General features: G+C 71.2%; 23 protein-coding genes and 1 tRNA gene. 16 read left to right on the top strand and 8 right to left on the bottom strand.

Annotated elements, in window-relative coordinates; translation table 11 throughout:
- Positions 1–441: 441 nt before the first annotated feature.
- The 4 genes from ACZ3I3_RS09445 to ACZ3I3_RS09430 all read left to right on the top strand — a co-directional run bounded on the left by ACZ3I3_RS09445 (position 442) and on the right by ACZ3I3_RS09430 (position 4,689).
- On the top strand, positions 442–1,935 hold the full coding sequence (locus ACZ3I3_RS09445) for an MFS transporter (protein WP_467363830.1): 1,494 nt from the start codon (positions 442–444) through the stop codon (positions 1,933–1,935).
- A gap of 20 nt (positions 1,936–1,955) precedes the next feature.
- Positions 1,956–2,480: a GNAT family N-acetyltransferase gene (locus ACZ3I3_RS09440; protein ID WP_467363828.1), complete on the top strand. Its 525-nt coding sequence runs from the start codon at positions 1,956–1,958 to the stop codon at positions 2,478–2,480.
- 161 nt (positions 2,481–2,641) lie between these two features.
- Complete coding sequence (locus ACZ3I3_RS09435; protein WP_467363826.1) at positions 2,642–3,079, top strand: DUF485 domain-containing protein; 438 nt, start codon at positions 2,642–2,644, stop codon at positions 3,077–3,079.
- Positions 3,076–4,689 carry a sodium/solute symporter gene (locus ACZ3I3_RS09430; protein WP_467363824.1) on the top strand — a complete coding sequence of 538 codons (1,614 nt, stop codon included), beginning with the start codon at positions 3,076–3,078 and terminating at the stop codon, positions 4,687–4,689. The genes ACZ3I3_RS09435 and ACZ3I3_RS09430 overlap by 4 nt, the downstream gene beginning before the upstream one ends.
- A gap of 255 nt (positions 4,690–4,944) precedes the next feature.
- Here the strand turns inward: ACZ3I3_RS09430 and ACZ3I3_RS09425 are convergent, their stop codons facing one another.
- From ACZ3I3_RS09425 to ACZ3I3_RS09410, 4 genes are all read right to left on the bottom strand, one after another.
- Complete coding sequence (locus ACZ3I3_RS09425; RefSeq protein WP_467363822.1) at positions 4,945–5,832, bottom strand: cellulose-binding protein; 888 nt, start codon at positions 5,830–5,832, stop codon at positions 4,945–4,947.
- A gap of 166 nt (positions 5,833–5,998) precedes the next feature.
- Positions 5,999–6,460, bottom strand: coding sequence for a carboxymuconolactone decarboxylase family protein (locus tag ACZ3I3_RS09420; RefSeq protein WP_450170462.1), 462 nt, complete (start codon positions 6,458–6,460; stop codon positions 5,999–6,001).
- 160 nt (positions 6,461–6,620) lie between these two features.
- Positions 6,621–9,404, bottom strand: a complete 2,784-nt coding sequence (locus tag ACZ3I3_RS09415) for an SUKH-4 family immunity protein (RefSeq protein ID WP_467363819.1) — start codon at positions 9,402–9,404, stop codon at positions 6,621–6,623.
- An 8-nt stretch (positions 9,405–9,412) separates the two neighbouring features.
- A complete protein-coding gene (locus tag ACZ3I3_RS09410; RefSeq protein ID WP_467363817.1) occupies positions 9,413–10,417 on the bottom strand; it encodes an SMI1/KNR4 family protein in 1,005 nt (334 codons plus the stop codon).
- A gap of 387 nt (positions 10,418–10,804) precedes the next feature.
- Here ACZ3I3_RS09410 and ACZ3I3_RS09405 point away from each other — a divergent pair, with 387 nt between their 5' ends.
- Complete coding sequence (locus tag ACZ3I3_RS09405; protein ID WP_467363816.1) at positions 10,805–11,395, top strand: YwqJ-related putative deaminase; 591 nt, start codon at positions 10,805–10,807, stop codon at positions 11,393–11,395.
- A gap of 77 nt (positions 11,396–11,472) precedes the next feature.
- Positions 11,473–11,967 (top strand): SUKH-3 domain-containing protein, encoded by a 495-nt coding sequence (locus ACZ3I3_RS09400; protein ID WP_467363815.1) that lies wholly within the window; start codon positions 11,473–11,475, stop codon positions 11,965–11,967.
- Positions 11,968–11,995: 28 nt separating this feature from the next.
- On the opposite strand, the gene ACZ3I3_RS09395 is transcribed toward ACZ3I3_RS09400, so the two are convergent.
- The gene (locus ACZ3I3_RS09395; RefSeq protein WP_467363813.1) at positions 11,996–13,294 is read right to left on the bottom strand and encodes a sensor histidine kinase; all 1,299 of its coding nucleotides are present in this window, start codon (positions 13,292–13,294) and stop codon (positions 11,996–11,998) included.
- A 167-nt stretch (positions 13,295–13,461) separates the two neighbouring features.
- Between ACZ3I3_RS09395 and ACZ3I3_RS09390 the strand changes: the two genes are divergently transcribed.
- From ACZ3I3_RS09390 to ACZ3I3_RS09355, 8 genes are all read left to right on the top strand, one after another.
- Entirely contained in the window at positions 13,462–14,322 is an 861-nt protein-coding gene (locus tag ACZ3I3_RS09390) for a terminase gpP N-terminus-related DNA-binding protein (protein WP_467363812.1), read from the top strand.
- A 14-nt stretch (positions 14,323–14,336) separates the two neighbouring features.
- A tRNA-Gln gene (locus ACZ3I3_RS09385) sits at positions 14,337–14,412 on the top strand.
- Positions 14,413–14,545: 133 nt separating this feature from the next.
- Complete coding sequence (gene glmU, locus ACZ3I3_RS09380; protein ID WP_467363810.1) at positions 14,546–15,991, top strand: bifunctional UDP-N-acetylglucosamine diphosphorylase/glucosamine-1-phosphate N-acetyltransferase GlmU; 1,446 nt, start codon at positions 14,546–14,548, stop codon at positions 15,989–15,991.
- 138 nt (positions 15,992–16,129) lie between these two features.
- Entirely contained in the window at positions 16,130–17,110 is a 981-nt protein-coding gene (locus ACZ3I3_RS09375; protein WP_467363809.1) for a ribose-phosphate diphosphokinase, read from the top strand.
- Positions 17,111–17,304: 194 nt separating this feature from the next.
- Complete coding sequence (locus ACZ3I3_RS09370; protein WP_467363807.1) at positions 17,305–17,898, top strand: 50S ribosomal protein L25/general stress protein Ctc; 594 nt, start codon at positions 17,305–17,307, stop codon at positions 17,896–17,898.
- 69 nt (positions 17,899–17,967) lie between these two features.
- A complete protein-coding gene (pth, locus tag ACZ3I3_RS09365) occupies positions 17,968–18,570 on the top strand; it encodes an aminoacyl-tRNA hydrolase (RefSeq protein WP_467363806.1) in 603 nt (200 codons plus the stop codon).
- A 42-nt stretch (positions 18,571–18,612) separates the two neighbouring features.
- Positions 18,613–19,122 carry a hypothetical protein gene (locus tag ACZ3I3_RS09360; protein WP_467364008.1) on the top strand — a complete coding sequence of 170 codons (510 nt, stop codon included), beginning with the start codon at positions 18,613–18,615 and terminating at the stop codon, positions 19,120–19,122.
- A gap of 161 nt (positions 19,123–19,283) precedes the next feature.
- Positions 19,284–19,976, top strand: coding sequence for an LPXTG cell wall anchor domain-containing protein (locus ACZ3I3_RS09355; protein ID WP_467363804.1), 693 nt, complete (start codon positions 19,284–19,286; stop codon positions 19,974–19,976).
- 69 nt (positions 19,977–20,045) lie between these two features.
- Here the strand turns inward: ACZ3I3_RS09355 and ppc are convergent, their stop codons facing one another.
- Positions 20,046–22,778 (bottom strand): phosphoenolpyruvate carboxylase, encoded by a 2,733-nt coding sequence (gene ppc, locus ACZ3I3_RS09350; protein WP_467363802.1) that lies wholly within the window; start codon positions 22,776–22,778, stop codon positions 20,046–20,048.
- A gap of 294 nt (positions 22,779–23,072) precedes the next feature.
- Between ppc and ACZ3I3_RS09345 the strand changes: the two genes are divergently transcribed.
- Together ACZ3I3_RS09345 and ACZ3I3_RS09340 are read left to right on the top strand one after the other, a co-directional pair.
- Positions 23,073–24,089 (top strand): acyl-CoA desaturase, encoded by a 1,017-nt coding sequence (locus tag ACZ3I3_RS09345; protein ID WP_467363801.1) that lies wholly within the window; start codon positions 23,073–23,075, stop codon positions 24,087–24,089.
- A complete protein-coding gene (locus ACZ3I3_RS09340) occupies positions 24,086–24,763 on the top strand; it encodes a TetR/AcrR family transcriptional regulator (RefSeq protein WP_184984587.1) in 678 nt (225 codons plus the stop codon). The genes ACZ3I3_RS09345 and ACZ3I3_RS09340 overlap by 4 nt, the downstream gene beginning before the upstream one ends.
- Here the strand turns inward: ACZ3I3_RS09340 and ACZ3I3_RS09335 are convergent.
- Together ACZ3I3_RS09335 and ACZ3I3_RS09330 are read right to left on the bottom strand one after the other, a co-directional pair.
- The gene (locus ACZ3I3_RS09335; protein WP_467363799.1) at positions 24,760–25,134 is read right to left on the bottom strand and encodes a VOC family protein; all 375 of its coding nucleotides are present in this window, start codon (positions 25,132–25,134) and stop codon (positions 24,760–24,762) included. The genes ACZ3I3_RS09340 and ACZ3I3_RS09335 overlap by 4 nt on opposite strands.
- The gene (locus ACZ3I3_RS09330) at positions 25,134–25,955 is read right to left on the bottom strand and encodes a trans-aconitate 2-methyltransferase (RefSeq protein ID WP_467363797.1); all 822 of its coding nucleotides are present in this window, start codon (positions 25,953–25,955) and stop codon (positions 25,134–25,136) included. The genes ACZ3I3_RS09335 and ACZ3I3_RS09330 overlap by 1 nt, the downstream gene beginning before the upstream one ends.
- Positions 25,956–25,964: the final 9 nt, after the last annotated feature.

Raw genomic sequence — 25,964 nt, 5'->3', positions numbered from 1 at the left:
GGTATGTCTCCTATATCGGTCAGCAGATGGTGAAGGCGGTCGCCTGGTCGACAGCCGCTGGTACGCGATGCGGACGAGGAATCCGTCCGACGCGTTTCAGTCTCGCGGTGGGGAGGGGTCCCGCGCCCTGGTGCTCAGCGCAGTCTTTTCCTGTGGAAAACCCCACCCCCGCCGGTGTGCATAGCCGCCCCCCGACGGCGTAAAGCCAGGTTAAGGACCGGCCCCCGTGCGTCTCGTCCTCCGCCGGTACGAACCCTCCCCAGGTCGTAGTACGGAGGTACCCCTAGGGGCAGTCCACCGAAGGGTGGAGACCGTCTCAGGGTTCGCTCCACCCGTCGGCTCAAGCAGGCTCCACCCTCCCGCTGCGTCAGGGTCAGGTGGGAAGCTGTCGGGCGGCAGTTAGGTGCAAGGGGCAGGCAGAAACGAGGGGGAGGACCCGGGGTGGGCAGCACCAGTTCCGCGGCACGTGAGGCCGAACGTCCCGCCAGGACCGACCGGCGGGGTGCCGTCGTCGCCGCGCTGATGCTCTCCATGGCGCTGGCGGCGCTCGACGCCACCATCGTCGCGACCGCCGTCCCGCAGATCGTCGGGGACCTCGGCGGTTTCTCCGTCTTCTCCTGGCTGTTCTCCGGCTACCTGCTGGCCGTGACCGTCACCCTGCCCGTCTACGGCAAGCTCTCCGACACCTTCGGCCGCAAACCGGTCCTCGTCGCGGGCTCCGTGGTCTTCCTCGTCGGCTCCCTGCTGTGCGCGCTGGCCTGGAACATGGGGGCGCTCATCGCGTTCCGCATCGTGCAGGGGCTGGGCGGCGGCGCCCTCCAGGGCACCGTGCAGACGCTCGCCGCCGACCTCTACCCGCTGAAGGACCGTCCCAGGATCCAGTCGAAGCTGTCCACGGTGTGGGCGGTCTCGGCGATCGCCGGCCCGGGCCTGGGCGGTGTGCTCGCCGCCTACGCGGACTGGCGCTGGATCTTCCTGCTCAACCTGCCGATCGGCGCGGTCGCACTGTGGCTGATCGTCCGTCACCTCCACGAGCCGGCGCGGGAAGGCGGCGCGCCCGCGCGCGTGGACTGGGCGGGCGCCGTCGCGGTGTTCGCGTGCGGCGGCGTGCTGCTCACGGCCCTGGTGCAGGGCGGCGTGGCGTGGCCGTGGCTGTCGGCGCCCTCACTCGCCCTGTTCGGTACGGGACTCGTCCTCGTCGCGGTCGTGGTGCTGGTGGAGCGCCGGGCGGCGGAGCCGGTCATCCCGGGCTGGGTGTGGCGGCGCCGCACGATCGCCGCGGTCAATCTGGCCCTGGGCGCGCTGGGCCTGCTGATGGTGGCGCCGACGGTGTTCCTGCCCACCTACGCCCAGTCGGTACTGGGTCTCGCGCCCGTGGCCGCCGGATTCGTGCTCTCCGTATGGACGTTGAGCTGGCCCGTGTCGGCGGCGCTGAGCCAGCACGTGTACCGCAGGATCGGCTTCCGCAACACCGCGATGCTGGGCATCGGAGCGGCCGCGCTGATCCTGCTCTCGTTCCCGTTCCTGCCGTACCCCGGGCAGGCCTGGCAGCCGACCCTGCTGATGCTGCTGCTCGGCGCCGCGCTGGGCCTGTTCCAGTTGCCGCTGATCGTCGGCGTGCAGTCGACGGTGGGCTGGGCCGAGCGCGGTACGACGACCGCGTCCGTGCTGTTCTGCCGTCAGACGGGCCAGACGGTCGGCGCGGCGGTCTTCGGCGCGGTCGCCAACGGGGTGCTGGCCGCCCGGCTCGGCGGTGCGGGCGACCTCGACTCGGTGACCCGGGCCCTCGGCTCGGGCACCGCGCCGGAGGCGACCCGGCGGGCGATCGCCGAGGCGGTGCACGCCGTCTACCTGGGCGCCTCCTGCGCGGCGGCACTGGCGTTCCTGGTGCTGCTGTTCCTCGCGCCCCGGAAATTCCCGGTGCTGGGGGACTGACCGAACGTATCCTCCCGCCCATGCTGACCTTGGAACTACTCCGGCCCGATCACGCGGACGCCGTACTGTCCTTCGAGCGCGAGAACCGGGCGTACTTCGCCCGCACGGTGACCGACCGCGGGGACGCCTACTTCACGGCCGAGGGATTCGCCGAACGCCACCGGGCACTCCTCGCGGAACAGGACGCGGGCGCGTGCCGCTTCCATGTCGTCCTGGACGACGAGGGAAACCTGGTCGGCCGGGTCAACCTGCTCGACCTCGTGGACGGCAGTGCCGAACTCGGCTACCGGGTGGGCGAACGCGCCGCGGGCCGGGGCGTGGCGACGGCGGCCGTCGCCCAGGTGTGCCGCCTGGCCGCCACCGACTACGGACTGACCTCCCTCACCGCGGTCACCACCCTGGACAACCGGGCCTCCATGACGGTCCTGGCCCGCAACGGCTTCACGTGCACCGGGGACACGACCGTGGCCGGCCGGCCCGGACGCCGTTACCTGCGCCGGAACTTGACCTCCGCGCCGCCGGCACCTCCCGAGAATCCGCGTTAACGCGGGTAACACCCGAGGTCAAAAAGGCAAGCGCATACCGACCAATCAGTTTGCCGAAACCCTCGCGCTGCCCGGGTACTCCGAAGTAACGTGCGTGGCCGCCCACCCCCCACCTCCTGCGGTCCGCCGCACCGGAACCGACCCGCGCAAGGAGCACCGGGATGTCCTACGACCCGCCGCCACCGTCCTACCCGTACCGCCCGCCGGATTCCTCGCCCTCCTACGACACCTACCCCTGGGTGCCGCAGCAGGAGCCCGAACCGGCCGGCAGGCGTCCCCAGCGCCACGCCGCGCTCGGGCACCACAGCGACCTGCGGGTGCTGCGCAGCGCCTACCGCTGGCAGCGGCGCGTGGCCACGCTCACCGCGCTCGGCTACTTCGTCCTGTTCCTGCTCCTGTCGGCGTTCGCCCCGTCCTTCATGACGAGCACCGTCACCGACGGCCTGCCCACCGGCCTGCTGCTCGCGCTCGTCCAGGTCCCCGTGACCTGGCTCGCGATCGTCCTGTACGAGCAGACGGCCCGCCGCCGCGTCGACCCGATCGCCGACCGGATACGCAAGCAGGCCGAACTGGACGCCAGGCGGGAGGGAACGCGGTGACCACCGAGTTCAGCGGGAACGCCCAGGCGATGTCGCTCGTGGGCTTCACGGCGGTGGCCACGATCACGCTCCTGCTGTGCGTGATGACGGGCCCGGACCGGGACGATCTCGACGAGTTCTACACCGGCTACAGCTCCCTGTCCCCCATGCGCAACGGCCTGGCGATCGCCGGCGACTACATCTCCGCCGCGACCGTCCTCGGCACGGGCGGCGTGATCGCCCTGTTCGGCTACGACGGGACCGTACTGGCCCTCAGTACGGCGCTGTCCCTGATGCTGCTGATGTTCCTGCTGGCCGAACCGCTGCGCAACGCGGGCCGGTTCACCATGGGCGACGCGCTGACCCGCCGCATGCCGGGACGCGGCGTCCGGATCGCGGCCTGTGGGGTGACCCTGGCGGCGCTGCTGCCGCTGATGGTGGTGCAGCTGGCGGGGACGGGGCAGCTGATGGCGTTCGTCCTCGGCTTCTCCGGCGAGTCGTTGCAGACGGGCTGCATCATCGGCGTGGGCGCGCTGATGATCAGTTACGCGGCGATCGGCGGGATGAAGGGCACCGCCCTCATCCAGATCCTGAAGATCGTGATGCTGCTCGGTTCCGGCACGGTGGTCGCCGTGCTGATCCTCAACCGGTTCGACTGGGACCCGGGGGCCCTGTTCGACGCGGCCGCCGCGAAGAGCGGCGTGGGCTCGGCGTTCCTCTCCTCGGGCCTGCAGTTCGCGGGCGGTCCCAGCCCCGACCTGGACATGATCACCGCGCAGTTGACGGTGGTCCTCGGGGGCGGCGTCCTGCCGCACATCACCATGCGCATGTACACCGCCTCCAGCGCCCGTCAGGTGCGGCGTTCGATGTCCTGGGCGGTGTCGGGCGTGGCCCTGTTCGTGCTGATCATCACGGTCGTCGGCTTCGGCGCGACCGCGCTGATCGGCCGGGCGGTGATCGCGCAGGTCGACCCGCAGGGCAACACGGCGTACCTGCTGGGTTCGCAGGCGGCGTTCGGTGCGGACGTGTCGTCGGCGGAGACGTTCCTGTTCACCACCGTCACCACGGCGGTCTTCCTCACGCTGCTCGCCTCGGTCGCCGGGATGATCCTCGCCTGCGCCAACTCCCTCGCGCACGACGTGTTCGCGGCCCGGGTGCGGGAGATGTCACCGCGCCGCGAGATGACCCTGGCGCGGCTGTCGGCGCTGGCCGTGGGCATCCCCGCGATCCTTCTGGCCACCCTCGTCCAGCATCGCAGCCTGCAGCCCCTGGTGACGCTGTCGTTCTGCCTGGGCGCCTCGGCCATCGCGCCCGCGCTGGTCTACAGCCTCTTCTGGCGCCGCTACACGCGAACGGGCCTGCTGAGCACCCTCATCGGCGGCTCGCTGGCGGTCCTGCTGCTGATGCCGGGCACCAACCTGGTCTCCGGCTCACCCGTCTCCGCCTTCCCTGACGCCGACTTCAACTGGTTCCCGTTCACCACGACCGGCCTGCTCTCCATCCCCCTGGGCTTCGCCTGCGGCTGGCTGGGCACCCTGGCCTCCGGCCGCCGCAAGTCGGAGGAACAACGCCACGAGTACGAGGCGGTGGAGGGCTGGATCCTGGCGGGCGCGGTACGCAGGGACCGCTGACGGGCAGGGACCGCTGACACAGGGACCGCTGACACGCAGGGCACGGCGGCGGACGGCCTGTGGTTCCGTGCCGCCGCCGGCGGCGGTCGCTGGAGGTTGGGCCGGGCGGCGGCGGTCGCTGGAAGTTTGGGCAGGCGGCGGCCGCTGAAGGTTGAGCCAGCCGGCGGTTGGGGCAGGCGGTGGCGACACGAAGGCGCAGCACCCAGGCGCCCGACGTCCCATCAACCCCCGCCGACCCCGAGCCGTATCACCCCGTCACTCGGCCGCCGCCCGCCCCGCCCACGCCGTCAGGCTCGCGTGGACGCGGTCGATGTGGGCCCGCGCGTCGTCCCCGCGCTCGGCGTGCTCGCGCAGCACGCGTTCCGTCTCCTGCTCGACGGACTCCGCGTGGCCGCGGGCCTCGGCGAGCAACTCCGCGGCGCGCTCGGCCGCCTCGTCCTGCTGGTGCCGGGCGGCGTCATCGGCGTCGGCGAAGGCCTGCTCGGCCTCGGTCAGCGCGCTCTCGGCGCGCGTCACCGCTTCCGCGTGGCGGGCTTCCAGCGCGGTGGCCCGGGCGGCGTCGTCCTCGTCCCACTTCTCCCACCGCTCGGCGTGTTCCCTGGCCTGATCGGCCAGCATCCCGGAGGTGCGCTCCCGCATCTCACGCAGCGCGGCCAGCGCCTCGCCCCGCTGCTCGGTCGCCTCACGACCGGCCGCGGCCCGGATCTCGTCGGCTTCGGCGCGCGCCGCGAGCAGCCGCTGCCGGGCGCGTTCGTCGGCTTCGGCGCGTACGGCATCGGCGTACGCCTGCGCGGACTCGCGCACGCCGGCCGCGGACGCGCAGGCCCCGTCCACGAGTTCCCGCGCCTCCCGCCGCGCCCCTTCCCGTACGGCCGCCGCTTCCTCCCGGCCGAGGTCGAAGAGCCGCCGCGCCCGCTCCCCGAGCGACTCGTAGGTCTGCGGGACCAGCCGCGCGACGGCGTCCCGCAGCCGCTCCAGCTCCGCGTCCATCTGCCGGGCGAGCACCGTCAGCCGGGCCGCCCTCTCCCAGGCCGCGTCACGGTCCTCGGAGAGGGCCTCGGCGTACTCGTCGACCTGCTCGGGACGGTAACCGCGCCCCCGCACGGCCAGGAAGCCGTGCGGGGACACCGATGGGCTGCTCATGCCGGGCCCCTCTCCACCACGCCGACGCGCGATCGAGCACGAAATGGGATGATTTCGCGCACATCTTGGTGGATCAGGCGGAAGTACCCATGACGCGACACTCCGCACAGGTCACGGAGGTCACGGAGGTCCAGAGGTCATGGGCCCCGGCCCGGCCGTACGACCGTCAGCCCCACGTGGTGCCCGCGGGCTCCTTGATGGTCGTGTTGATGCGGTTGAAGAGGTTCGTGACCGCGACGGTGAGGATCAGCGCCGAGATCTCCTTCTCGTCGAAGTGGTCGGCCACCTCGTCCCACAGCGCGTCCGGAACCGACTCCTCCGACAGATCCGACAGGCGCGTCATCGCCTCCGTCAGCTTCAGCGCGGCGCGCTCGGCGTCCGAGAAGAAGGGCGCGTGCCGCCAAGCGGCGACGGCCGCGATGCGCTCCTCGCTCACCCCGGCCTTGCGGAGGTTGTCGGTGTGCCCGTGCACGCAGGCCCCGCAGCCGTTGATCTGACTGGCCCGCAGCCCGACGATCTCCGCCACGTCCTGCTGGAGCCCGCCCTCCCCGATCGCCTGGAAGAGGGTGCCGATGCCCTTCATCGCACCGGGAAGGACGTACGCCGGGTTGGTCATCCGTGCCTGCATGATCTCTGCCTCCTGCGTCTGCGGTGATTCGCTGTCACCTCACTGACGGAGCGGCGCGGGAATGTGTGACAGGCCGGCATGAAAAAGCCGGGCCCGGCGGCCTCACGACCGACCGGACCCGGCTCCTCAGGACGCCTCAGGACACCTCAGCGGCGACGTCTCACAGCAGCCCGTCCCACATCTCCTCCAGCAGCACCGACCACCAGCTCTCCGGCGACCCGAGCGCCGCCGGGTCGAGCGCGGCCAACTGCGCCTGGAAGTCGACGGTCCAACGGCCCGCCTGCTCCTGGTTCAGCCCGAACCGCAGCCGCCACATCCGCCCGAGCAGCGCCAGACAGCGCGCGAACTCCGGCAGCCCGGTGTTCACGAACTGCGGCGGTACGGGCGCCCCGCCCGGCCCCGCCTCCACCGGCACGGCGACGATGTTCGCCGTGCCGTACTGCACGCAGATCGCCTTGCCGAAGTCGCTGCCCATCACCAGGTAGGACCCCGCGTCGGAGGCCGGCTGCACACCGCGCTCGGCCGCCAGCTCCGCCAGCGTCGGCACGGGCCGGCCCGGCTGCGCCTGCGCCCAGAAGAAGGGGCCCATGTCCATCGGCAGGCCCGCCCCCACCAGCGTGTGCGCCACGACCGGCGGCACACCCTGCCGGGACACGGCGGCCTGCTCGAACCGGAACACCCCCGGCCCGAACGCCCCCGCCAGCTCCTGCGCGATGGCCTCCGGCGGAATCGGCGGCACGGCCTGCACCGGCGGCAACGGCGCCCGCACCGGGGCCGGACGCGCCGGACCGTCCGCCACCTGGTGCAACTCGCCCTGGTGGGCCAGCAGTTGCTGCATGCCCTGCTGCCGGCTCGCGTGGTCCGTACCGTACGGCGCGATGGACGTGATCCGCGCCTGCGGCCACTGCTCCCGGATCATCCGCGCGCAGTACGCACCCGGCAGCTCGCACGACTCCAGCTCGGTGTGCAGCTCCAGCACCTGGTCCGGCGGCACGTTCATGGCCCGCAGCTCGTGGAAGATCTGCCACTCCGGGTGCGGCGTACCCGGCGCCGAACGCCGGATCAGCTGCTGCTCGGACCCGTCCTGCGCGCGGTAGCGCAGCACGGCCTGGTAGCCGGGCCCGACCGTCGGCTGGCCGGTGGGCTGCTGCGGATAGCCGTACGCCGGAGGCTGCCCGGGGGCGGGCTGACCGGGCGGCGGCATCGCGCCGGGCGGCATCCCACCCGGGGGCATGGGGCCGGGCGGCATCCCGCCCTGCGGCATCGCACCGGGCGGCACCGCACCCGGCATCCCACCCGGCATTCCACCGGGCGGCGGCATCGGCGGCGCACCGGGCACGCCAGGGGCGCCCGGGGCGGCGGGGGGCGCGCCGGGGGCCTGCGGCGGCGGAGGCACGCCGGGGCCACCCGCCGGAGGCGTGGCCAGCATGGTCTCCGCGTGGTGCACGGGACCCGGGCCGCCGGGAGCACCCGGCGCGCCAGGCGGCTGGGGGACTCCCGGACCACCCGGGCCACCAGGGCCACCGGGCCCTCCCGGTGCACCAGGCGCGCGCGGAGGAGCAGGAGGCCCGGGCGGCTGCGGTGCGCCCGGGGCGCCCCGACCGGGGTCGGCCAGCATCGTCGCGGCATGGTGGACACCGCCCGGGGGCGTACCACCGGGAGCGCCGGGACGATTCGGAGCACCAGGAGGCTGCGGGGCGCCAGGCTGGTTCGGAGCACCAGGAGGCTGCGGCGCACCAGGAGACCCCGGCGGCTGCTGGGGAGGCAGCGGCGCACCGGCGCCCTCGCTGCCGGGGCCCCCAGGCGCCCCAGGCGCCCCAGGCGCCCCAGGCCCCGCAGGCCCCTCCGGCCCAAGCGCCGACACAAGCTGCGTCGGCACGTAACCACCCGCGGGCGTGCCCGGCGCACCGGGCCCCGACGGCGGAGGCGTACTGCCCGGCCGCGCACCCGGCGTCCCGGGAGCGCCCGGCGGAGGCGGCGTCGTCGGACCCGAGCCCCGTCCACGACCCGGCGGCGGAGTCGCCTTGCTGGTCGCGGCGTCGGCGATGTCGCCTGCGTTCGGAGCGAGCGGCCGCGCGGGCGTACCCGGCCCGGCCGGCGGCTGCGGCGCACCGGCGGGACCGGCGGAACCCGCAGGTCCGGCAGGTCCAGTCGCACCCGGACCCGCACCCGGACCGCCCTGCGCGTTCGGCTCGTCGATCGCCGGCGACACCGCCGTCGGCGGAAGCTGACTGCCGCCCGACATCAGCGCCGTCTTGGCGTCGGGCGTCGACGGCGGCGGAGGCGTGTCACCCTCGGGCTCGCTCAGCGGCGGTGCGAAGACCGTCGCGGGCAGCGGTACGGAACGGTCGTCACCGGCATCGCCGTTGGTGTCCGTACCGGCCCAGGGCGTCGCCCCGGCAGGCGTACCCGGCGCCCCCGCCCCAGAGTCACTCCCCGAGTCGCTCCCCACGGCAGCGGGCCAGGAGGCACCAGAACCGGAATCACCAGCCCCGGCACCAGCAGAAGCAGCAGCCGACGCGGCACCCGCGCCCGCACCCCCCTGCGTACCAGCCCCCCGCCGATCCGGAATCCCCAGCTTGTCCGCCGCGTCCTGCAACCACTCCGGCGGAGTCAGCAGGAACGACGTCTGGTTCAGATCCACCCGGGCCGCAGGAGCCGGCGCCGGCTCCTCCGCCGTGTCCGGACGGCCGTACTCCTCCTCGTACCGGCGGATCACCTCACCCACCGGCAGCCCCGGCCACAGCGTCGCCTCACCGCTGTCCCGCGCGATCACCAGCCGCTGCGCGCCACCGTCGGACCGCGGCCCGTCCGCCCGGTCCTCGGCCCACACCACGAACCCGAGGTCGAACTCCCGCACCCGCACCTCACGATGCTGGTACGACGGCACATCCCCGTTGATCCACTCTTCCGCGCGCTCCTGCGCCTGCGCGAACGTCACCATCGCTGAAGTCACTCCCCCACGGCCGAGGACGACACCGCACCCACCGGCACCACACGCGCGAACCCGCCGTCCACCATCAGATTCGCCACCGTCTCCAACTCCGGCGGATCACCGGCCAGCCGCGACAGGAAGACGTCGAAGTCGTCCCCGCACGGCAGCAGCAGCCGCTCCACCCGCTCCGCCGGCGGCAGCGAGGGATCCACGTCCCGGACGTCGTCGTACGCGCAGAACCACACCGAACCGATCCGCTCGCCCTTCACCTTCACGGCCAGCAGCCCGCCCTGGACGAACCCGACACACAGGTAGTCCTTGGTCAGATGGTCACGCAGACACTTGTTGACGTACACCAGGTCGTTCACGGCCGCCTCGTCCCGCACGGTGAAGAACGGCTGGTCGATCAGCAGCCCCAGCTCCGCGTCCAGCGCGGCACCCACCGGCGCACAACCCCCCGCCGCCTTCAGGAACGACCGGTACGGCCCCGGCAGCCGGTAGCCGAGGTCCTCCTCGGCCCCCTGCACCTGCGACTCCGTCACCGCCACGCCCGACTTCGGCAGCCCGAAGTGCGCCGGACGCGTCTCCTGCAACGGCCGCGTGCCCCGCTTGGACTGGTCGACGCCCGACGTCGCCACACCGCCGTGGTGCCGCAGCAACGCCTTCACCTCGACCGGCACCAGCTCCAGCCGCCGCGTGCCCACCGCGTGGTGCCACGTCCAGCCGTGCGGCGTCGCCACCGCCGGCACCGTGTCCCACAACTCGTGCCCGGACGACGCCAGCGCCATGTTCGCCGACACGTAGTCCGTCAGCCGCAACTCGTCCACGCCGAAACCCTCCGGCGGCTCCGCGATCTCCGCGGCCGCACGCGCGTAGGGCGAGAAGTCGGGGTAACCACGCTCGTCGACCCGTACCCCTCTCGGGTGACGCGCCGCCCGGACCGGATCCGGGAAATGCACGACCTGCCCGGCGTAGGCCGCGTTCGGCGGCGCGGCTTGCTGCCCGAGCCGACCTGTCGTCATGGCGGTTGCCCCCTGCGGCACTCTGTACGACCCGTAATCACCACCTTTGGTGCACTACGGCCCGTATGGACTGTCACGTCTTCTGTCTCAACTGCCGTGCACCTCGGTGCACGTCACCGCACGCGCCCACCTCACGGATCACCCTCCGGTTCACCACATCGATCTCCGAACGGATCACCGCATCGCCCGCGGTGCCGACAGCCTATGCGGTACGACGACACCGGTCACCGGCACCGGTCGACCGCCCCTCCGCCTCCGTGACCAGCCGTCACCCCACCGTGACGGCACGCCCCGGTACGGGCGTGTCACCGCGCCCCAGCTTCCGCACCAGCCACGCCATTTGGCAGTCTGTGACCCCCGGGGGGATGCACGGAGGGGAATACGATCATGAACGCGACACAGACGGGACCACACACCGGCAGGTCAGCCGACCCACGACACGGCGACCCCCGGGCCGGTGCCCCACGACACGGCGACCCGCGCACCGGCGACCCCAGAGGCGGCGACCCCCGCATCGGCTGGAGCGCCACCGAAGCCGCCCACGCCCCCGTCCTCCACCACCGCCGCGACGGCATCCTCCCCACCGTCGCCGCCGCCCTCTCCGTCCGCGGCGCCACCCTCACCGGCACCGCCGCCCGCGGCGACACACCCCCCGCACTGCACCCCCTCGTCCAGGACTTCCTGGACACCCTCACCAGCGCCCAGCGCGACCGCTTCACCGGCCGCTGCGCGGAGACCATCCTCATCTCCCGGCACATCACCGCCGCCGACGCCGCCCGCAGCAAACGCGCCGCCCGCAAACCCATGACCAACGGCGAAGCCCGCAAAGCCCTCAAGCAGGCCAAACTCACCGCCCGCCGCATCCGCGAGGACGGCGACCCCCTCCACGGCAGCTTCGCCACCCCCTGCCGCGCCTGCACCGCACTCAGCGCCCACTTCGGCGTCCGCATAGTCGACCCGGCCGCCACGACCGGCTGACACGCCCCCACGCACACCGAAAACACCACCGGCACCCCCGCGCCCGCCACCCATGACCTCGACGAGACGAAGGGCAGATGCACACCGACCGCACGTCCACCACCCGCTTCGCCGTAACCGTCGACGCCGCCCTGCGCGCCGCCGGCTGGCAACCCGGACGCTGGGACATCAAACAGGCCGAGATCTGGGCCGACGCCCTGCGCGACCACGCCTCACCCGCCGGCCACCGCCACACCGTCTTCCCCGCGGCCGTCGAGGCCTGGGCCGAATTCGGCGGACTCCACATCGCCCCCACCGGCCCCGGCCGCCAGGTCGCCCCCGCCACCCTCCACCTGGACCCACTGCACGGCCTCCACATGGCCCGCACCCTCGGCGACCTCGGCCGCGCCCTCGGCACCGAGGTCTGCCCCCTCGGCGCCGAAACCGACAGCCAGGCCCTCCTCGCCATCGACACCCAAGGCCGCGTCTACACCCTCGACCACACCGGCGACTGGTATCTCGGCCCCGACATCGACCAGGCCCTGACCACCCTCATCGCCGGCACGGAACCGACCCGCCTGACGGCGGGCTGACCCCAGCCGCACCAGGCCGCGAGGGCGGCTACGACGCCGGAATCACCGCAGACACCCGAAAACCCCCCGCGTCCGTCGGCCCGGACACGAACACCCCGCCCAGCGCGGCAACCCGCTCCTTCATCCCCACCAGCCCGTTCCCCCCGGACGGCAACCGCGCCGACGACGCCGCCGCCTCCGGCGGCTCGTTCTCCACCTGCATCGCGATCTCCGACACCCGATGCGCCAGCCGCACATACGTCTTCGCCCCGGCCGCGTGCTTGTGGACGTTCGTCAACGCCTCCTGCACCACCCGGTACGCCGTCTGCTCCACCTCCGGCGCATACGACCGGGTGTCCCCCTCCACCGTCAGATCGACCACCATCCCCGCGGCCGCCGACTGCCCGACCAGCTCCTCGATCTCCGCCAGACACGGCCCCTCGTCATCGGCCGCCCGCGAAGCCGCCGCCGCGGCAGCCACCCCCACGGCCGCCAACGGCACCGACGCGGCACGCTCACGCCGCACGTCCCCGCCAGTGCGCAGCACCCCGAGCATCTCCCGCAACTCGGTCAGCGCCTGCCGCCCCATGTCCCCCACCAGCGCGGCATTCCTGACGGCCTTCTCGGGATCCTTCCGCGCCACCGCCTGCAGCGCCGCCGCATGCACCACCATCAGACTCACCCGGTGCGCGACGACATCGTGCATCTCCCGGGCGATCCGCGTCCGCTCCTCGTTCCGGGCCCACTCGGCCCGCTCCTCCGCCCGCTCGGCCAGCAGCTGAAGCTCCCGCTCCAGACTGTCCGCCCGCTCCCGCAGACTCTCCATCAGCCGCCGCCGGGCCCCCACGTACAGGCCCAGCAGCACCGGGGGCGCCGTGAAGCCCAGCGACATCGTGATGGCGGCGAAGGGCACGAACCAGTCCCCCAGGTCCAGATCGCCCCGCACCGTGTCCTGCTGCGTCTTCACGAACGTCACGATGAGCGTCCCCACCAGCGACATCCCCGCCAGCGAGCCGATGATCCGCCGGGGCAGCTCGGCCGCGGCCAGGGTGTAGAGGCCGACGACGCCCATCAGGAAACCCATCTGGGCGGGCGTGATGGCGATCGAGACCAGGACGACGGCGATCGGCCACCGCCGCCGCACGAGCAGCACGGACCCGGCCAGCACACCGAAAACGACCCCCGCGGCCACCGGGATCCCCGCGTCCCTGGCGAACGGAAAGCCCTCCGCCCCGCACTCCAGCGCGGACACCACGGCCAGACTCACATCGAACACGGCACTACGCCGCCTGGCCCACCACCACGGCCCTCCCCGGGCCGTCACATGGTCTTCCCCCGTCGCGGTCATGCCTCCAGCCTACGGGCGCCCGCAGCCGGTTTTCCGGCGCATTTCCCGGACTTGCCCCCACCACACTCCGTGACCGTTCGGCTGCGATACGGCCCGAAATCCCTCGAACTGCTGAATCGCTCACCGTTCGACCCCGGAGCCCTCCATTCCGCCCGGACGGTATGCGTATGACACATGCCACCGGCAAATACGCCGACTTCGAGGGACTACGGGAGAGGGCGGTGGCGCTGCGGCGGTCGGGCTGCAGCCTTCGGCAGATCCGCGACGAGCTGAAGATCTTCAACAACGACATTCTCAACCAACTGGTGAAGGGCGAGCCCCCGCCGGCTTGGACCAAGCGCCCGAACGCGAAGGACGACCTACGACAGAAGGCGCGGGAGCTCCGACTCCAGGGCTGGACGTACGACCAGATCGAGGCGGAGCTGGGGTGCTCGAGGAGCTCGGTGTCGCTGTGGGTGAGGGACCTGCCGAAGCCGAAGCCCCGGTACACGCCGGAGGAACAGCGAGAACTCATGCAAGCCGGTCTCGTCCGGCTCCGCGCCACGCAGGACGAAGAGCGCAAGCGCACCAAGGAAAGCGCGACACGGGAGGTGGGCGACCTCACGGACAGGGAGCTGTTTCTGACGGGCGTCGCGCTCTACTGGGCCGAGGGCGCCAAGAGCAAGCCGTACGACCGGCGGGAGAGGGCCATCTTCGTCAACAGTGACGCTGGGGTGATCAAGGTCTACCTCGCCTGGCTCGACCTGCTCGGGGTGAGCCGGGAACGCCTGCGCTTCCGCGTACTCATCCACGAGTCAGCCGACGTGGACGCGGCACAACGCTATTGGGCAGACCTGGCTGACGTCGACGCGTCGGTCTTCGCCAAGCCGACGCTGAAGAAGCACAACCCCAAAACGGTCCGCAAAAACACCGGCGACGACTACCACGGGTGCCTCGTCGTGACGGTTGCCCGAAGTGCCGAGCTGTACAACCGCATCGAGGGCTGGTGGAGCGGCATCGTTGCCCACGCTCAGGCACGTCTCCGGTAAGGTCTGAGGCGCTGTCCCCCGTGGTGTAACTGGCAGCACACTGGTTTTTGGTACCAGCAGGACAAGGTTCGAATCCTTGCGGGGGAGCCAGCGGCCCCAGAGCCTCAGTTCGGGTTCCGACCCCGTGAAACCCCCGGGTCAGGCCCCACACCCCCACCCCCCACAAAACCCCCCGGTATCCTGCGGATGTCACCCCACCCCATCCACAGCCGAAGGGCATCCCGTGAGCGCCAACCGCCCGGCAGCCGTCGTCGTTCTCGCAGCGGGTGAGGGCACCCGTATGAAGTCGGCCACACCCAAGGTCCTGCACGAGCTCTGCGGCCGCAGTCTCGTGGGACACGTGCTCGCCGCCTCGGGCGAGCTGGACCCCGAGAACCTGGTCGTCGTGGTCGGCCACGCCCGTGAGCAGGTCACCGCCCACCTCGGCGAGATCGCCCCGGATGTCCGCACGGCGGTACAGGCGGAGCAGAACGGCACCGGGCACGCCGTACGGATGGGCCTGGAGCCGCTCGGCGGGTCCGTCGACGGGACGGTGATCGTCGTGTGCGGGGACACTCCCCTGCTGACCGGCGAGACGCTGCGGGTCCTCGCCGCCACCCACACGCAGGACGGCAACGCGGTCACCGTGCTGTCCGCCGAGGTGCCGGACGCGACCGGCTACGGCCGGATCGTGCGGGACGACTCGGGTGCCGTGACGGCGATCGTGGAGCACAAGGACGCCACCGAGGCCCAGCGGTCGATCCGGGAGATCAACTCGGGGGTGTTCGCGTTCGACGGGCAGTTGCTCGCCGACGCGTTGAAGAAGGTGCGGACGGACAACAGTCAGGGTGAGGAGTACCTGACCGATGTCCTCGGCATTCTGCGTGAGGCGGGGCACCGGGTGGGGGCCTCCGTGGCGGGTGACCACCGTGAGATCGCCGGCATCAACAACCGTGTGCAGCTCTCCGAGGCCCGTCGGATCCTCAACGACCGGCTGCTCACGGAGGCGATGCTGTCCGGTGTGACGGTGATCGACCCGGCGACCACGTGGATCGACGTCACGGTGACGTTCGAGCAGGACGCCGTCGTGCATCCGGGTACGCAGCTGCACGGGTCGACCCATCTCGGGGAGGGCGCGGAGGTCGGGCCCAACTGCCGGCTGACCGACACCCGGGTGGATGCCGGTGCGCGTGTCGACAACACCGTGGCGGTGGGTGCGGAGGTGGGGCCCGGGGCGTCCGTCGGGCCGTACGCGTATCTGCGTCCGGGGACGCGGCTCGGGGCGAAGGGCAAGATCGGGACGTACGTCGAGACGAAGAACGCGTCGATCGGGGAGGGGACGAAGGTGCCTCATCTCTCCTATGTCGGTGACGCGACGATCGGTGAGTTCTCCAACATCGGTGCGGCGAGCGTGTTCGTGAACTACGACGGTCAGGAGAAGCACCACACGACCATCGGTTCGCATTGCCGTACGGGCTCGGACAACATGTTTGTGGCGCCTGTCACGGTCGGGGACGGGGCGTACACCGCGGCCGGGTCCGTGATCACCAAGGATGTGCCGCCCGGTTCGCTGGCCGTGGCCCGTGGTCAGCAGCGGAATATCGAGGGTTGGGTGGCTCGAAAGCGTCCGGGGAGCGCGGCCGCGAAGGCGGCGGAGGCGGCTTCCCGGGGGTCGGCCGAGGAGGGCTGACCGGAAACCGGTGCCTGAAACACGGCGTACGGTGATAAGTGCACACCCGCACCCCCACCAGCTGAGACGGCCTCTCGCAAGTCGGCTGAGAGGGTCTCTCGAACACCCCAGCTGCGACACCTCTGAGGAGACAGTGCTGTGACCGGGATCAAGACGACCGGCGAGAAGAAGTTGATGTTCTTCTCCGGCCGCGCCCACCCCGAGCTTGCCGAGGAGGTCGCCCAGCAGTTGGGTGTCGGGGTTGTCCCGACGAAGGCCTTCGACTTCGCGAACGGTGAGATCTATGTGCGTTATCAGGAGTCGGCACGTGGTGCCGATTGCTTCCTGATCCAGAGCCACACGGCTCCGATCAACAAGTGGATCATGGAGCAGTTGATCATGATCGATGCGCTGAAGCGCGCGTCGGCCCGCTCCATCACCGTCATCGTGCCGTTCTACGGTTACGCGCGGCAGGACAAGAAGCACCGGGGACGTGAACCGATTTCGGCGCGTCTGATCGCGGACATGATGAAGACCGCGGGTGCGGACCGGTTGCTGACGGTGGATCTGCACACGGACCAGATCCAGGGCTTCTTCGACGGTCCGGTGGATCATCTGTTCGCGTTGCCGCTGCTGGCTGACTACGTGGGCCGGAAGGTGGACCGGCAGAAGCTGACGGTCGTGTCTCCGGACGCGGGCCGGGTGCGGGTCGCCGACCGCTGGTGCGACCGGCTGGGCGCGCCGCTGGCGATCGTGCACAAGCGCCGGGACAAGGACGTCGCGAACCAGGTCACCGTCCACGAGGTCGTGGGTGAGGTGAAGGGGCGCGTGTGTGTTCTGGTGGACGACATGATCGACACGGGTGGGACGATCTGTGCCGCGGCGGACGCGCTGTTCGCGCACGGTGCGGAGGACGTCATCGTGACGGCGACGCACGGTGTGCTGTCGGGTCCGGCGGCGGACCGGCTGAAGAACTCGCGGGTGAGTGAGTTCGTGTTCACGAACACGCTGCCGACTCCGGGTGAGCTGAGCGGGGGCCTGGACAAGATCTCGGTGCTGTCGATCGCTCCGACGATCGCGAACGCGGTGCGTGAGGTGTTCGAGGACGGTTCGGTGACGAGCCTGTTCGACGACCAGTAGGAATCCCTGGTCGGGCTTCTGTAGATCGTTTTGGGTGCGGCCTCCCTCGCCGAGTAGACTGCTGAAGTTGCTCGGCGAGGGAGGCCGTACCGCTTCTTCTGGAAGTTTGTGCGGCTGTCCGTTATCGACGCGCTCTTCGTAGCAGGCCGTTCGTGGCCGGGTGACCACGTCCGTTCCTACTTCGAGGAGTGAGTATGTCCGAGGTGAAGATCTCCGCCGCGTCGCGCACCGAGTTCGGCAAGGGTGCCGCGCGCCGTATCCGTCGTGAGTCCAAGGTTCCGGGTGTCCTGTACGGGCACGGTTCGGACCCGCTGCACCTGACCCTGCCGGGTCACGAGCTGCTGATGGCGCTGCGTACGCCGAACGTGCTGATCGCGCTGGACATCGACGGCAAGCAGAACGAGCTGGCGATTCCGAAGGCCGTGCAGCGTGACCCGCTGAAGGGTTTCCTGGAGCACGTGGACCTGCAGCTGGTGAAGCGCGGCGAGCAGGTCAACGTCGAGATCTACGTGCACACCGAGGGTGAGCTGGCCCCGGGCGGCAACCTGCTGGAGCACGTGCTGAACGCGCTGCCGGTGGTGGCCGAGGCGACGCACATCCCGGAGTCGGTGACGGTCTCCGTCGAGGGTCTGACGGCGGGTGACTCGGTCCTCGCGAAGGACATCCCGCTGCCGAAGGGCACGACGCTGGACGTCGAGGGTGACACGGTCGTTCTGCAGGTCCTGGCCGCGCAGGCGGAGGAGACCGAGGGCGAGGAGTCCGAGGGCGGCGAGGCCGCCGAGGCCTGATCCTCTTCGTCGTCGTTTCGTCGGCCGCTGCTTCGGTGCGGAGCAGCGGCCGACGCGTATGAAGGAGACATGGACGTGACGACCGATGCGGCCGCTCCGTGGCTGATCGTGGGGCTGGGCAATCCGGGGCCGGAGTACGCGGGGAACCGGCACAACGTGGGTTTCATGGTGGCCGATCTGCTGGCGGGCCGGGTCGGGGGAAAGTTCAAGCGGGCCGGGAAGGCGCAGGCGCAGGTCGTCGAGGGCCGGATCGGGCCGCCGGGACCGGCCAGCCGGCGGGTGATCTTGGCGAAGCCGATGTCGTACATGAATCTGTCGGGTGGGCCGGTGAACGCGCTGCGGGATTTCTACAAGGTGCCGGTCGCCCATGTGGTGGCGATTCATGATGAGTTGGACATCGATTACGGGGTGTTGCGGCTGAAGCTGGGTGGCGGGGACAACGGGCACAACGGGCTGAAGTCGATGACGAAGGCGTTCGGGGCGGATTATCACCGGGTGCGGTTCGGGATCGGCCGGCCGCCGGGGCGGATGCCGGTGGCGGATTTCGTGCTGCGGGATTTCTCGTCGGCGGAGCGCAAGGAGCTGGACTACTTCGTGGACCGTGCGGCGGACGCGGTGGAGTGTCTGGTGATCGAGGGGCTGGAGCGGGCGCAGAGTACGTACAACTCCTGACTTGTCGCCCGGGGGAGTTGACCGGCCGTGCGGGTATGGCCAATGATCCCGGCCATGCCTGCCTCTGTCGCCGCCACCACCCCTCACCAGAGCGCTCATGCCGTGTTGCGGTTCGGGCGGTTCGCGGCGATGGGCACGGTCGCGGTGCTGATCCTGATCGCGGGCGTGTGGGCGTCGTGGGGTACGGCGCAGCACGTGATGCTGACGAAGGGCCGGGAGCGCGGCACGGTCGAGGTGACGCGGTGCGGGCAGGACACGTGCACGGGCCGGTACTCGCCGTTGTCCGAGGGCTGGCAGCCCCGGTCGAAGGTGGTTCTGGAGAGGTCGGTCGCGGTGCAGAAGGGCCGGACCTACACGGTGGTCGTGAAGCCGGGCAGTGATGACGCGGTGCGTTCGGGTCCGGCCGGGGTGCTGTACGCGTGGATTCCGCTGGGCGGTGCGCTGTTGCTGGCGTCGGTGGTGGTGGCGGGTGGTCTGCTGCGGACGCGGGCGGCGTGGGTGATGGCGTTGTCGGGGGTGGCGTTATTGACGGCCGCTTTCGTGACCGTCTGAGTGGCCGTCTGAGTGACTGTATGAGGGGTTCCGGCGTTCTCCAGTTCTGTGGAGGGCCGAGCGTTGTCGCTTCGTGATTGACGGGCGGTCGGGCGCGGCTGGATGCTGAGCCGCCCCCTCCACATCTTCCCGGTCACTTCTCGAAGATGGATGACTCCTCGATGCGAACTCTTTCGCGCGCCGGCTCTGTCGCCGCCGCCGCTTGTGCGGTTCTCCTGCTCGCTCCGGCCGCCCAGGCCAGCCCTCCCGGTGACAACGGCACGGTCAAGATCCACGATGCTTCGACGGGTGAGGAACTGCGCCGCAACGAGCCGCACGTATGCACGTTCTACCTGGACGCTTTCGGTTTCGACGGCGGTCAGGAGGTCGACTGGCACATCGACGCGATCCCGCCGAGCGAGAACAAGGGCGAAACGGTGAAGTCCGGCGCGCTGACGCTGGACGCGGAGGGCCACGGCCGCACGGAGGAGCTGTCGCTGCCGGACGGGCACTACAAGCTGTTCTGGAATTTCGACGGCGAGAAGGGTGCCGCCAAGCACAAGGTGTTCTGGACGGACTGCGAGGACGAGGAGGAGCCCGGTGGTTCGACGCCGTCCGGGTCGGCTTCGCCGTCGCCGTCGTCCGGGGCGTCCGAGTCGCCGTCGGCGGAGCCGGGATCGTCGTTGTCGCCGGGTTCGCCGGCCGGCGGGGGTGCGCCGGCGTCCTCGTCGCCGTCGCCGCAGGGCGGTGCCGGAGGTGACCTCGCCGAGACGGGCAGCGGGGCCCCGGTGGGTCTGCTGTCCGGTGTGGCGGCGGTGCTGGTCGCGGGCGGTGGGTTCCTGGTGCTCCGTCGCAGGAAGCTCGGTCGCGGCTGAGCCTCCGCGAACGCACCGTGCCCCCGAGCCTGTACGGGCTCGGGGGCACGGTCGTGTCCGGGGAGCGGGTCAGCCGGTGTTGCGCAGGCCCGCTGCCACGCCGTTGACGGTGAGGAGCAGGGCGCGGGCGAGCAGCGGGTCGGGCTGTTCGCCGGCGGCGGCCGCGTCGCGCTGCCGCTTGAGCAGGGCGACCTGGAGGTAGGAGATGGGGTCGAGGTAGGCGTCGCGGATGGCGAAGGTCTGCTTGAGGACGGGCTCGGCGTCCAGCAGTTCGTTCTCGTCGGTGACGCGGAGGACCTCGGCGACGGTCAGTTCGTGTTCGGCCTTGATGGTGTCGAAGACGTGCTTGAGCTCGTCGGGGACGAGGGTGTCGACGTAGTGCTGGGCGATGCGCAGGTCGGTCTTGGCGAGGGTCATCTCGACGTTGGAGATGAAGTTGCGGAAGAAGTGCCACTGGCCGTACATCTCGTCGAGCACGGTGTCCAGGCCGGCCTCGCGCAGGGCCTTGAGGCCGGAGCCGACGCCGAACCAGCCGGGGACGATCTGCCGGGACTGGGTCCAGCCGAACACCCACGGGATGGCGCGCAGGCCGTCGAGCGAGACGCCGGAGCCGGGGCGGCGGGAGGGCCGGGAGCCCAGGTGCAGGTCGGCGAGCTGGTCCACCGGCGTCGACGCGAGGAAGTACGTCGGCAGGTCGGGGTCCTCGACGAGGCGGCGGTAGGCGGCGTGGGCGGCGTCGGAGACGACGTCCATGGCGGCGTCCCAGCGGGCGAGGGCCTCGGTGGACTGGCGGGGTGCGGTGTGCAGGGCGGAGGCCTGGAGGGTGGCGGCGACGGTGAGTTCGAGGTTCTCCCGGGCCAGGGACGGGATGAGGTACTTGTCGGAGATGACCTCGCCCTGTTCGGTGACCTTGATCTCGCCCTCCAGGGTGCCCCAGGGCTGGGCGAGGATGGCGTCGTGGGTGGGGCCGCCACCGCGGCCGACGGTGCCGCCGCGGCCGTGGAAGAGACGCAGGCGCACCCCGTAGCGGTGGGCGACGTCGCGCAGGCGGCGCTGGGCGCGGTGGATCTCCCACTGGCTGGTGGTGATGCCGCCGAACTTGGAGGAGTCGGAGTAGCCGAGCATGACCTCCTGGACGTCGCCCCGGAGCGCGACGAGGCGCCGGTAGGACGGGTCGGAGAGCATGTCCTCGAGGATGGTGTCGGCGGCCTTGAGCTCGTCGGTGGTCTCCAGCAGGGGGACGATGCCGATCTTGGCCCAGCCGGCGTGCAGGTCGATCAGGCCGGCTTCGCGGGCGAGGACGGCGGCGGCGAAGACGTCGTCGGCGCCCTGGCACATGGAGATGATGTACGACTCGATGACCTCGGGTCCGAAGACCTCCAGGGCCTTCTTCACGGTCTGGAAGACGCCGAGGGTCTTCTCGCCGGGGGCGTCCACGGGTGCCGGGGTGGGTGCGAGGGGGCGGCGGGAGCGCAGTTCCTTGGCGAGCAGCTTGGTGCGGTAGTCGCGGGGCATGTCCGCGTACCGCCAGGACTCCTCGCCGAGGCGGTCGAAGAGCTGGCCGAGGGCGTGGTGGTGGGCGTCGGCGTGTTCGCGTACGTCCATGGTGGCGAGCTGGAGGCCGAAGGCGGCCAGGGTGCGGATGGTGCGGGCGAGGCGGCCGTCGGCGAAGAGGCCGCCGCGGTGCTCGCGCAGGGAGGCCTGGATGATCCGCAGGTCGCTGATCAGCTCGCTGGTGCCGAGGTAGTCGCGGCCCGGCACGTGGGCGGTGCCCTTGGCGAGGCGCTGCTTGGTGTTCTCCAGCTTCTGCCGGATGCAGGTGGCCTTGAGCCGGTAGGGCTCCTCGGCGTTGAGGCGCTTGTAGCGGGGGCTGATCTCGGGGAGGTTCTCCAGGTCGGCCTGGAGGGAGCTCAGCAGTTCCTCGGTGGCGCCGGCGTAGCGGATGGAGTTGGACAGGAAGCCGCGCAGCTCGTCGATCGTGTCCAGGGCGTCGTTGATGCCGTGCTCGTGCTGGAGGATGAGGACGTCCCAGGTGACCTGGGGGGTGACGTTGGGGTTGCCGTCGCGGTCGCCGCCGATCCAGGTGCCGAAGGTGAGGGGGCGGGTGTCGTCGGGGAGCTTGACCCCGGCGCGCTCCAGCTCGGCGGTGAGGTCCTCCAGGACGTCGCCGACGGCGCCGGCGTGCAGTTCGTCCAGGTAGTAGATGGCGTTGCGGGCCTCGTCGGCGGGCTCGGGGCGGACGACGCGCAGTTCGTCGGTCTGCCAGACGAGGTCGATGTTCTCGGCCAGGCGGGTGTCGAGGCGGCGGCGGTCCGACTCGATGACCGGGGTCTCCAGGAGTGCGGCGACGCGCCGGAGCTTGTTCAGGACGGACCGGCGGGCGGCCTCGGTCGGGTGGGCCGTGAACACGGGGCGGACGTTGAGGTTGCGGACCGTCTCGCGCAGGTGCTCGGGGTCGGCGTCCTTGAGCCGGTCGGCCGTGCGGGCGAGCAGTCCGCCCTCGGCGGCGCGGCGGGCGCGCAGCTCGCGGCCGCGGTGGACCTGCTCGGTGACGTTGGCCAGGTGGAAGTAGGTGGAGAACGCCCGGACCAGCTTGGCCGCGGTGTCGAGTTCGGTGCCGCGCAGCAGCTCGGCGGCGGCCTCGCCGTCCTCACGGGTGAGGCGGCGGACCTTCTCGACGAGCTCCAGGAGCTCCGGGCCCTCCTGCCGGACGAGGGTCTCTCCGAGGAGGTCACCCAGTCGGCGGATGTCGGCACGCAGCTCACTGCTCGTCGTCGTGGTCTGGTCGTCGGCACTGCTCACAGGTGCGGCTCCTTGCAGTGTTGAAGCTCGTCTGGGAGGGGGTACCCGGACGGCGTCTCGCGCGGCGGGCGCCGCATACGGGCCGGACATCCGGGAAGAAATCAGAGCGGACCGCGCTGTCCGACCGACTCCAGGATAGGTGTCGGCCGGGACGCGCAGGCTCTCGGGCTCTTGCCGCCGGGCGACGCGCTGCCATACTTACGAAGCCGTAGGTTACGGAACCGTAGGAAGCACTGCGGAGTTCCCGTGCTCCGGCACCCTCCTCTCCATCCACATACCCCCCAGGGGACGCGTATGACCAGTAGTTCCGACGTGATCGAAAACGCCCCGAAGGCATCCGGTCAGGAAACCGACCAGGCTCCCCCCGCCACGCTGGGCGGCGAGCAGAAGCGGTCCATCGAGCAGATCGCCCTCCTCCTCTTCATCACCGTCCCGTTCCTCGCGCTGCTGGCGGCCGTGCCGCTGGCCTGGGGCTGGGGAGTGAGCTGGCTGGACCTCGGTCTGCTGGTGTTCTTCTACTACCTGGGGTGCCACGGCATCACGATCGGTTTCCACCGTCACTTCACCCACGGTTCCTTCAAGGCCAAGCGGCCCCTGAAGATCGCGCTGGCGATCGCCGGGTCCATGGCGGTCGAGGGTCCGCTGGTCCGCTGGGTGGCCGATCACCGCAAGCACCACAAGTTCTCCGACGCGGAGGGTGACCCGCACTCGCCGTGGCGGTTCGGAGAGACGCTCCCGGCCCTGATGAAGGGCCTGTGGTGGGCGCACATCGGATGGATGTTCGACGAGGAGCAGACATCGCAGGAGAAGTACGCCCCGGACCTGATCAAGGACAAGACGCTGCGTGCGATCTCCCGCCAGTTCGTCCTGTGGACGGTCGTGTCCCTGGCCCTTCCGGCGCTGATCGGCGGGCTGGTCACAATGTCCTGGTGGGGCGCGTTCACGGCGTTCTTCTGGGGTTCGCTCGTCCGGGTGGCCCTGCTGCACCACGTGACCTGGTCGATCAACTCGATCTGCCACGCGGTGGGCAAGCGTCCCTTCAAGTCGCGCGACCGCTCGGGCAACGTGTGGTGGCTGGCGGTCCTGTCCTGCGGCGAGTCCTGGCACAACCTGCACCACGCCGACCCCACCTCCGCGCGGCACGGGGTGATGCGCGGCCAGCTGGACTCCTCCGCCCGGCTGATCCGCTGGTTCGAGATGTGCGGCTGGGCGTACGACGTGCGCTGGCCGTCACGCTCGCGTATCGATTCGCGCCGTAACACCGGGGAAGGCGGCTCCCCGCGCGGGAAGGAGCCCGTCAAGGCGGCATGATGGTCGCTGTGGCGACCGACTCGAGCAGCACCCCCAGCAATGACAAGCCGCGGCGAGTGCGTCGCACCCGGATGACCGGTGCCGAGCGCCGCCAGCAGCTGCTGGAGATCGGTCGCACGCTCTTCGCCACGAAGGGTTTCGAGGGCACGTCGGTGGAGGAGATCGCGGCGAAGGCCGGGGTCTCCAAGCCGGTGGTCTACGAGCACTTCGGCGGCAAGGAGGGGCTGTACGCGGTGGTCGTGGACCGCGAGATGCGCCGCCTGCTGGACATGGTGACCAGCTCCCTCACGGCCGGTCACCCCCGCGAACTGTGCGAACAGGCGGCCTTCGCCCTGCTGGACTACATCGAGGAGTACACGGACGGTTTCCGCATCCTGGTCCGTGACTCCCCCATCCCCCAGTCGACGGGGTCCTTCGCCTCGCTCATCTCGGACATCGCCACCCAGGTGGAGGACATCCTGGGCCGCGAGTTCAAGAGCCGCGGGTTCGACCCCAAGCTGGCTCCGCTGTACGCCCAGGCCCTGGTCGGGATGGTCGCGCTGACCGGCCAGTGGTGGCTGGACGTACGCAAGCCGAAGAAGGCCGAGGTGGCCGCGCACCTGGTGAACCTGGCGTGGCACGGGCTGGACGGCCTGGAGGCCAAGCCGCACCTGATAGGCCGCCGCAAGGCCTAGGGGGTGTCCGCCTGGAGGGGTTCGAGGAACTCCAGGCGGTTGCCGACGGGGTCGTAGGAGTAGAAGCGCTTGTGTCCCGGCAGGGCGGAGTCCCAGGTGACGGGCGCCCCGTGGGTCTCCAGCCGGGCGGCGTACGCGTCGATGCCGGTCACCCGCAGCCCGGGATGGGCCTTCTTCGCCGCCCGGAAGTCCTCCTCGATCCCGATGTGCAGCTGCACGGCACCGGCCTGGAACCAGCATCCGCCGCGCCGGGCGAGCGGCGACGGCTTCGGGATCTCGCTCATTCCGAGGACATCGGCGTAGTAGGCACGCAGCCGCTCCTCGCTGCCGGGCGGGGCGGCGAGCTGGACGTGGTCGAGGGCGGTGATCATCAGCGCTCCCTGCGGGCCACGGCGAACACCCTGCGGAACGGGAACGGCGTGCCGTGCGGCCCCGTCGGATAGACCTCGCGCAGGGCGGCCCGGTACTCGGCGACGAAGGCGTCCCGCGCCTCGGGGTCGTCGGCGAGGGCGGTCAGCACGGGCCGCAGGCCGGTCCCCTTCACCCAGTCGAGCACGGGGTCCTCCCCCTGGAGCAGATGGATGTACGTCGTCTCCCACACGTCGGCGGTGCAGCCGAGCGAGGTGAGCCGCTCCAGGTAGGCCTCGGGGGTGTGGACGGCGTCGCCGTGGCGCAGGGTGCCCGCGAGGTGGTCGCGCCAGTGCGGTGCGTGCGCGAGGTCGCGCATGAGCCGGTGGCTGGGGGCGTCGAAGTTCCCGGGCACCTGGAAGGCGAAGGTCCCGGCGGGTTTCAGCGCGGCCACCCAGTCGGCGAACCGGTCGAGGTGCCCCGGCACCCACTGGAGGGTGGCGTTGCTGAGGATCAGGTCGCAGGGCTCGTCGGGCGTCCAGCTGCGGGCGTCGGCGGGGGCGAAGTCGAGTCGGCCGCCGCCCGGGGTGGGCCCCTCGTGCTCCACATGGGCCTTGTCGAGCATCTCGGGCGAGTTGTCGTAGCCGGTGATCCGTGCGGTGGGCCAGCGGGTGGCGAGCAGCGCGGTGACATTGCCGGGGCCGCAGCCGAGGTCGGCGATGCGGGGAGGTTCGCCGGGGAGGTCGGGGACGCGGGCGAGGAGGTCGGCGAAGGGGCGGGCGCGGTGGCCGGCGTGGCGGAGGTACTGGGCGGGGTCCCAGGTGGGGGCGGCGGCTGAGTGCATGGCTCCTCC

The organism is Streptomyces sp. NPDC016851, from assembly GCF_055562795.1.
Note: the sequence above shows the minus strand (reverse complement) of the source record. Positions and strands in the feature narration are given on the sequence as shown.

Bases quoted from the DNA above. Each gene is read 5' to 3' on its own strand.
- ACZ3I3_RS09425 (WP_467363822.1), bottom strand. From the start codon at position 5,832: ATGAGCAGCCCATCGGTGTCCCCGCACGGCTTCCTGGCCGTGCGGGGG.
- ACZ3I3_RS09370 (WP_467363807.1), top strand. From the start codon at position 17,305: ATGTCCGAGGTGAAGATCTCCGCCGCGTCGCGCACCGAGTTCGGCAAG.
- pth (WP_467363806.1), top strand. From the start codon at position 17,968: ATGGACGTGACGACCGATGCGGCCGCTCCGTGGCTGATCGTGGGGCTG.
- ACZ3I3_RS09360 (WP_467364008.1), top strand. From the start codon at position 18,613: ATGATCCCGGCCATGCCTGCCTCTGTCGCCGCCACCACCCCTCACCAG.
- ACZ3I3_RS09410 (WP_467363817.1), bottom strand. From the start codon at position 10,417: ATGACGACAGGTCGGCTCGGGCAGCAAGCCGCGCCGCCGAACGCGGCC.
- ACZ3I3_RS09355 (WP_467363804.1), top strand. From the start codon at position 19,284: ATGCGAACTCTTTCGCGCGCCGGCTCTGTCGCCGCCGCCGCTTGTGCG.
- ACZ3I3_RS09435 (WP_467363826.1), top strand. From the start codon at position 2,642: ATGTCCTACGACCCGCCGCCACCGTCCTACCCGTACCGCCCGCCGGAT.
- ACZ3I3_RS09340 (WP_184984587.1), top strand. From the start codon at position 24,086: ATGATGGTCGCTGTGGCGACCGACTCGAGCAGCACCCCCAGCAATGAC.
- ACZ3I3_RS09335 (WP_467363799.1), bottom strand. From the start codon at position 25,134: ATGATCACCGCCCTCGACCACGTCCAGCTCGCCGCCCCGCCCGGCAGC.
- ACZ3I3_RS09330 (WP_467363797.1), bottom strand. From the start codon at position 25,955: ATGCACTCAGCCGCCGCCCCCACCTGGGACCCCGCCCAGTACCTCCGC.
- ACZ3I3_RS09405 (WP_467363816.1), top strand. From the start codon at position 10,805: ATGAACGCGACACAGACGGGACCACACACCGGCAGGTCAGCCGACCCA.
- ACZ3I3_RS09390 (WP_467363812.1), top strand. From the start codon at position 13,462: ATGACACATGCCACCGGCAAATACGCCGACTTCGAGGGACTACGGGAG.
- ACZ3I3_RS09400 (WP_467363815.1), top strand. From the start codon at position 11,473: ATGCACACCGACCGCACGTCCACCACCCGCTTCGCCGTAACCGTCGAC.
- ACZ3I3_RS09395 (WP_467363813.1), bottom strand. From the start codon at position 13,294: ATGACCGCGACGGGGGAAGACCATGTGACGGCCCGGGGAGGGCCGTGG.
- ACZ3I3_RS09440 (WP_467363828.1), top strand. From the start codon at position 1,956: ATGCTGACCTTGGAACTACTCCGGCCCGATCACGCGGACGCCGTACTG.
- ACZ3I3_RS09420 (WP_450170462.1), bottom strand. From the start codon at position 6,460: ATGCAGGCACGGATGACCAACCCGGCGTACGTCCTTCCCGGTGCGATG.
- ACZ3I3_RS09345 (WP_467363801.1), top strand. From the start codon at position 23,073: ATGACCAGTAGTTCCGACGTGATCGAAAACGCCCCGAAGGCATCCGGT.
- ACZ3I3_RS09415 (WP_467363819.1), bottom strand. From the start codon at position 9,404: ATGGTGACGTTCGCGCAGGCGCAGGAGCGCGCGGAAGAGTGGATCAAC.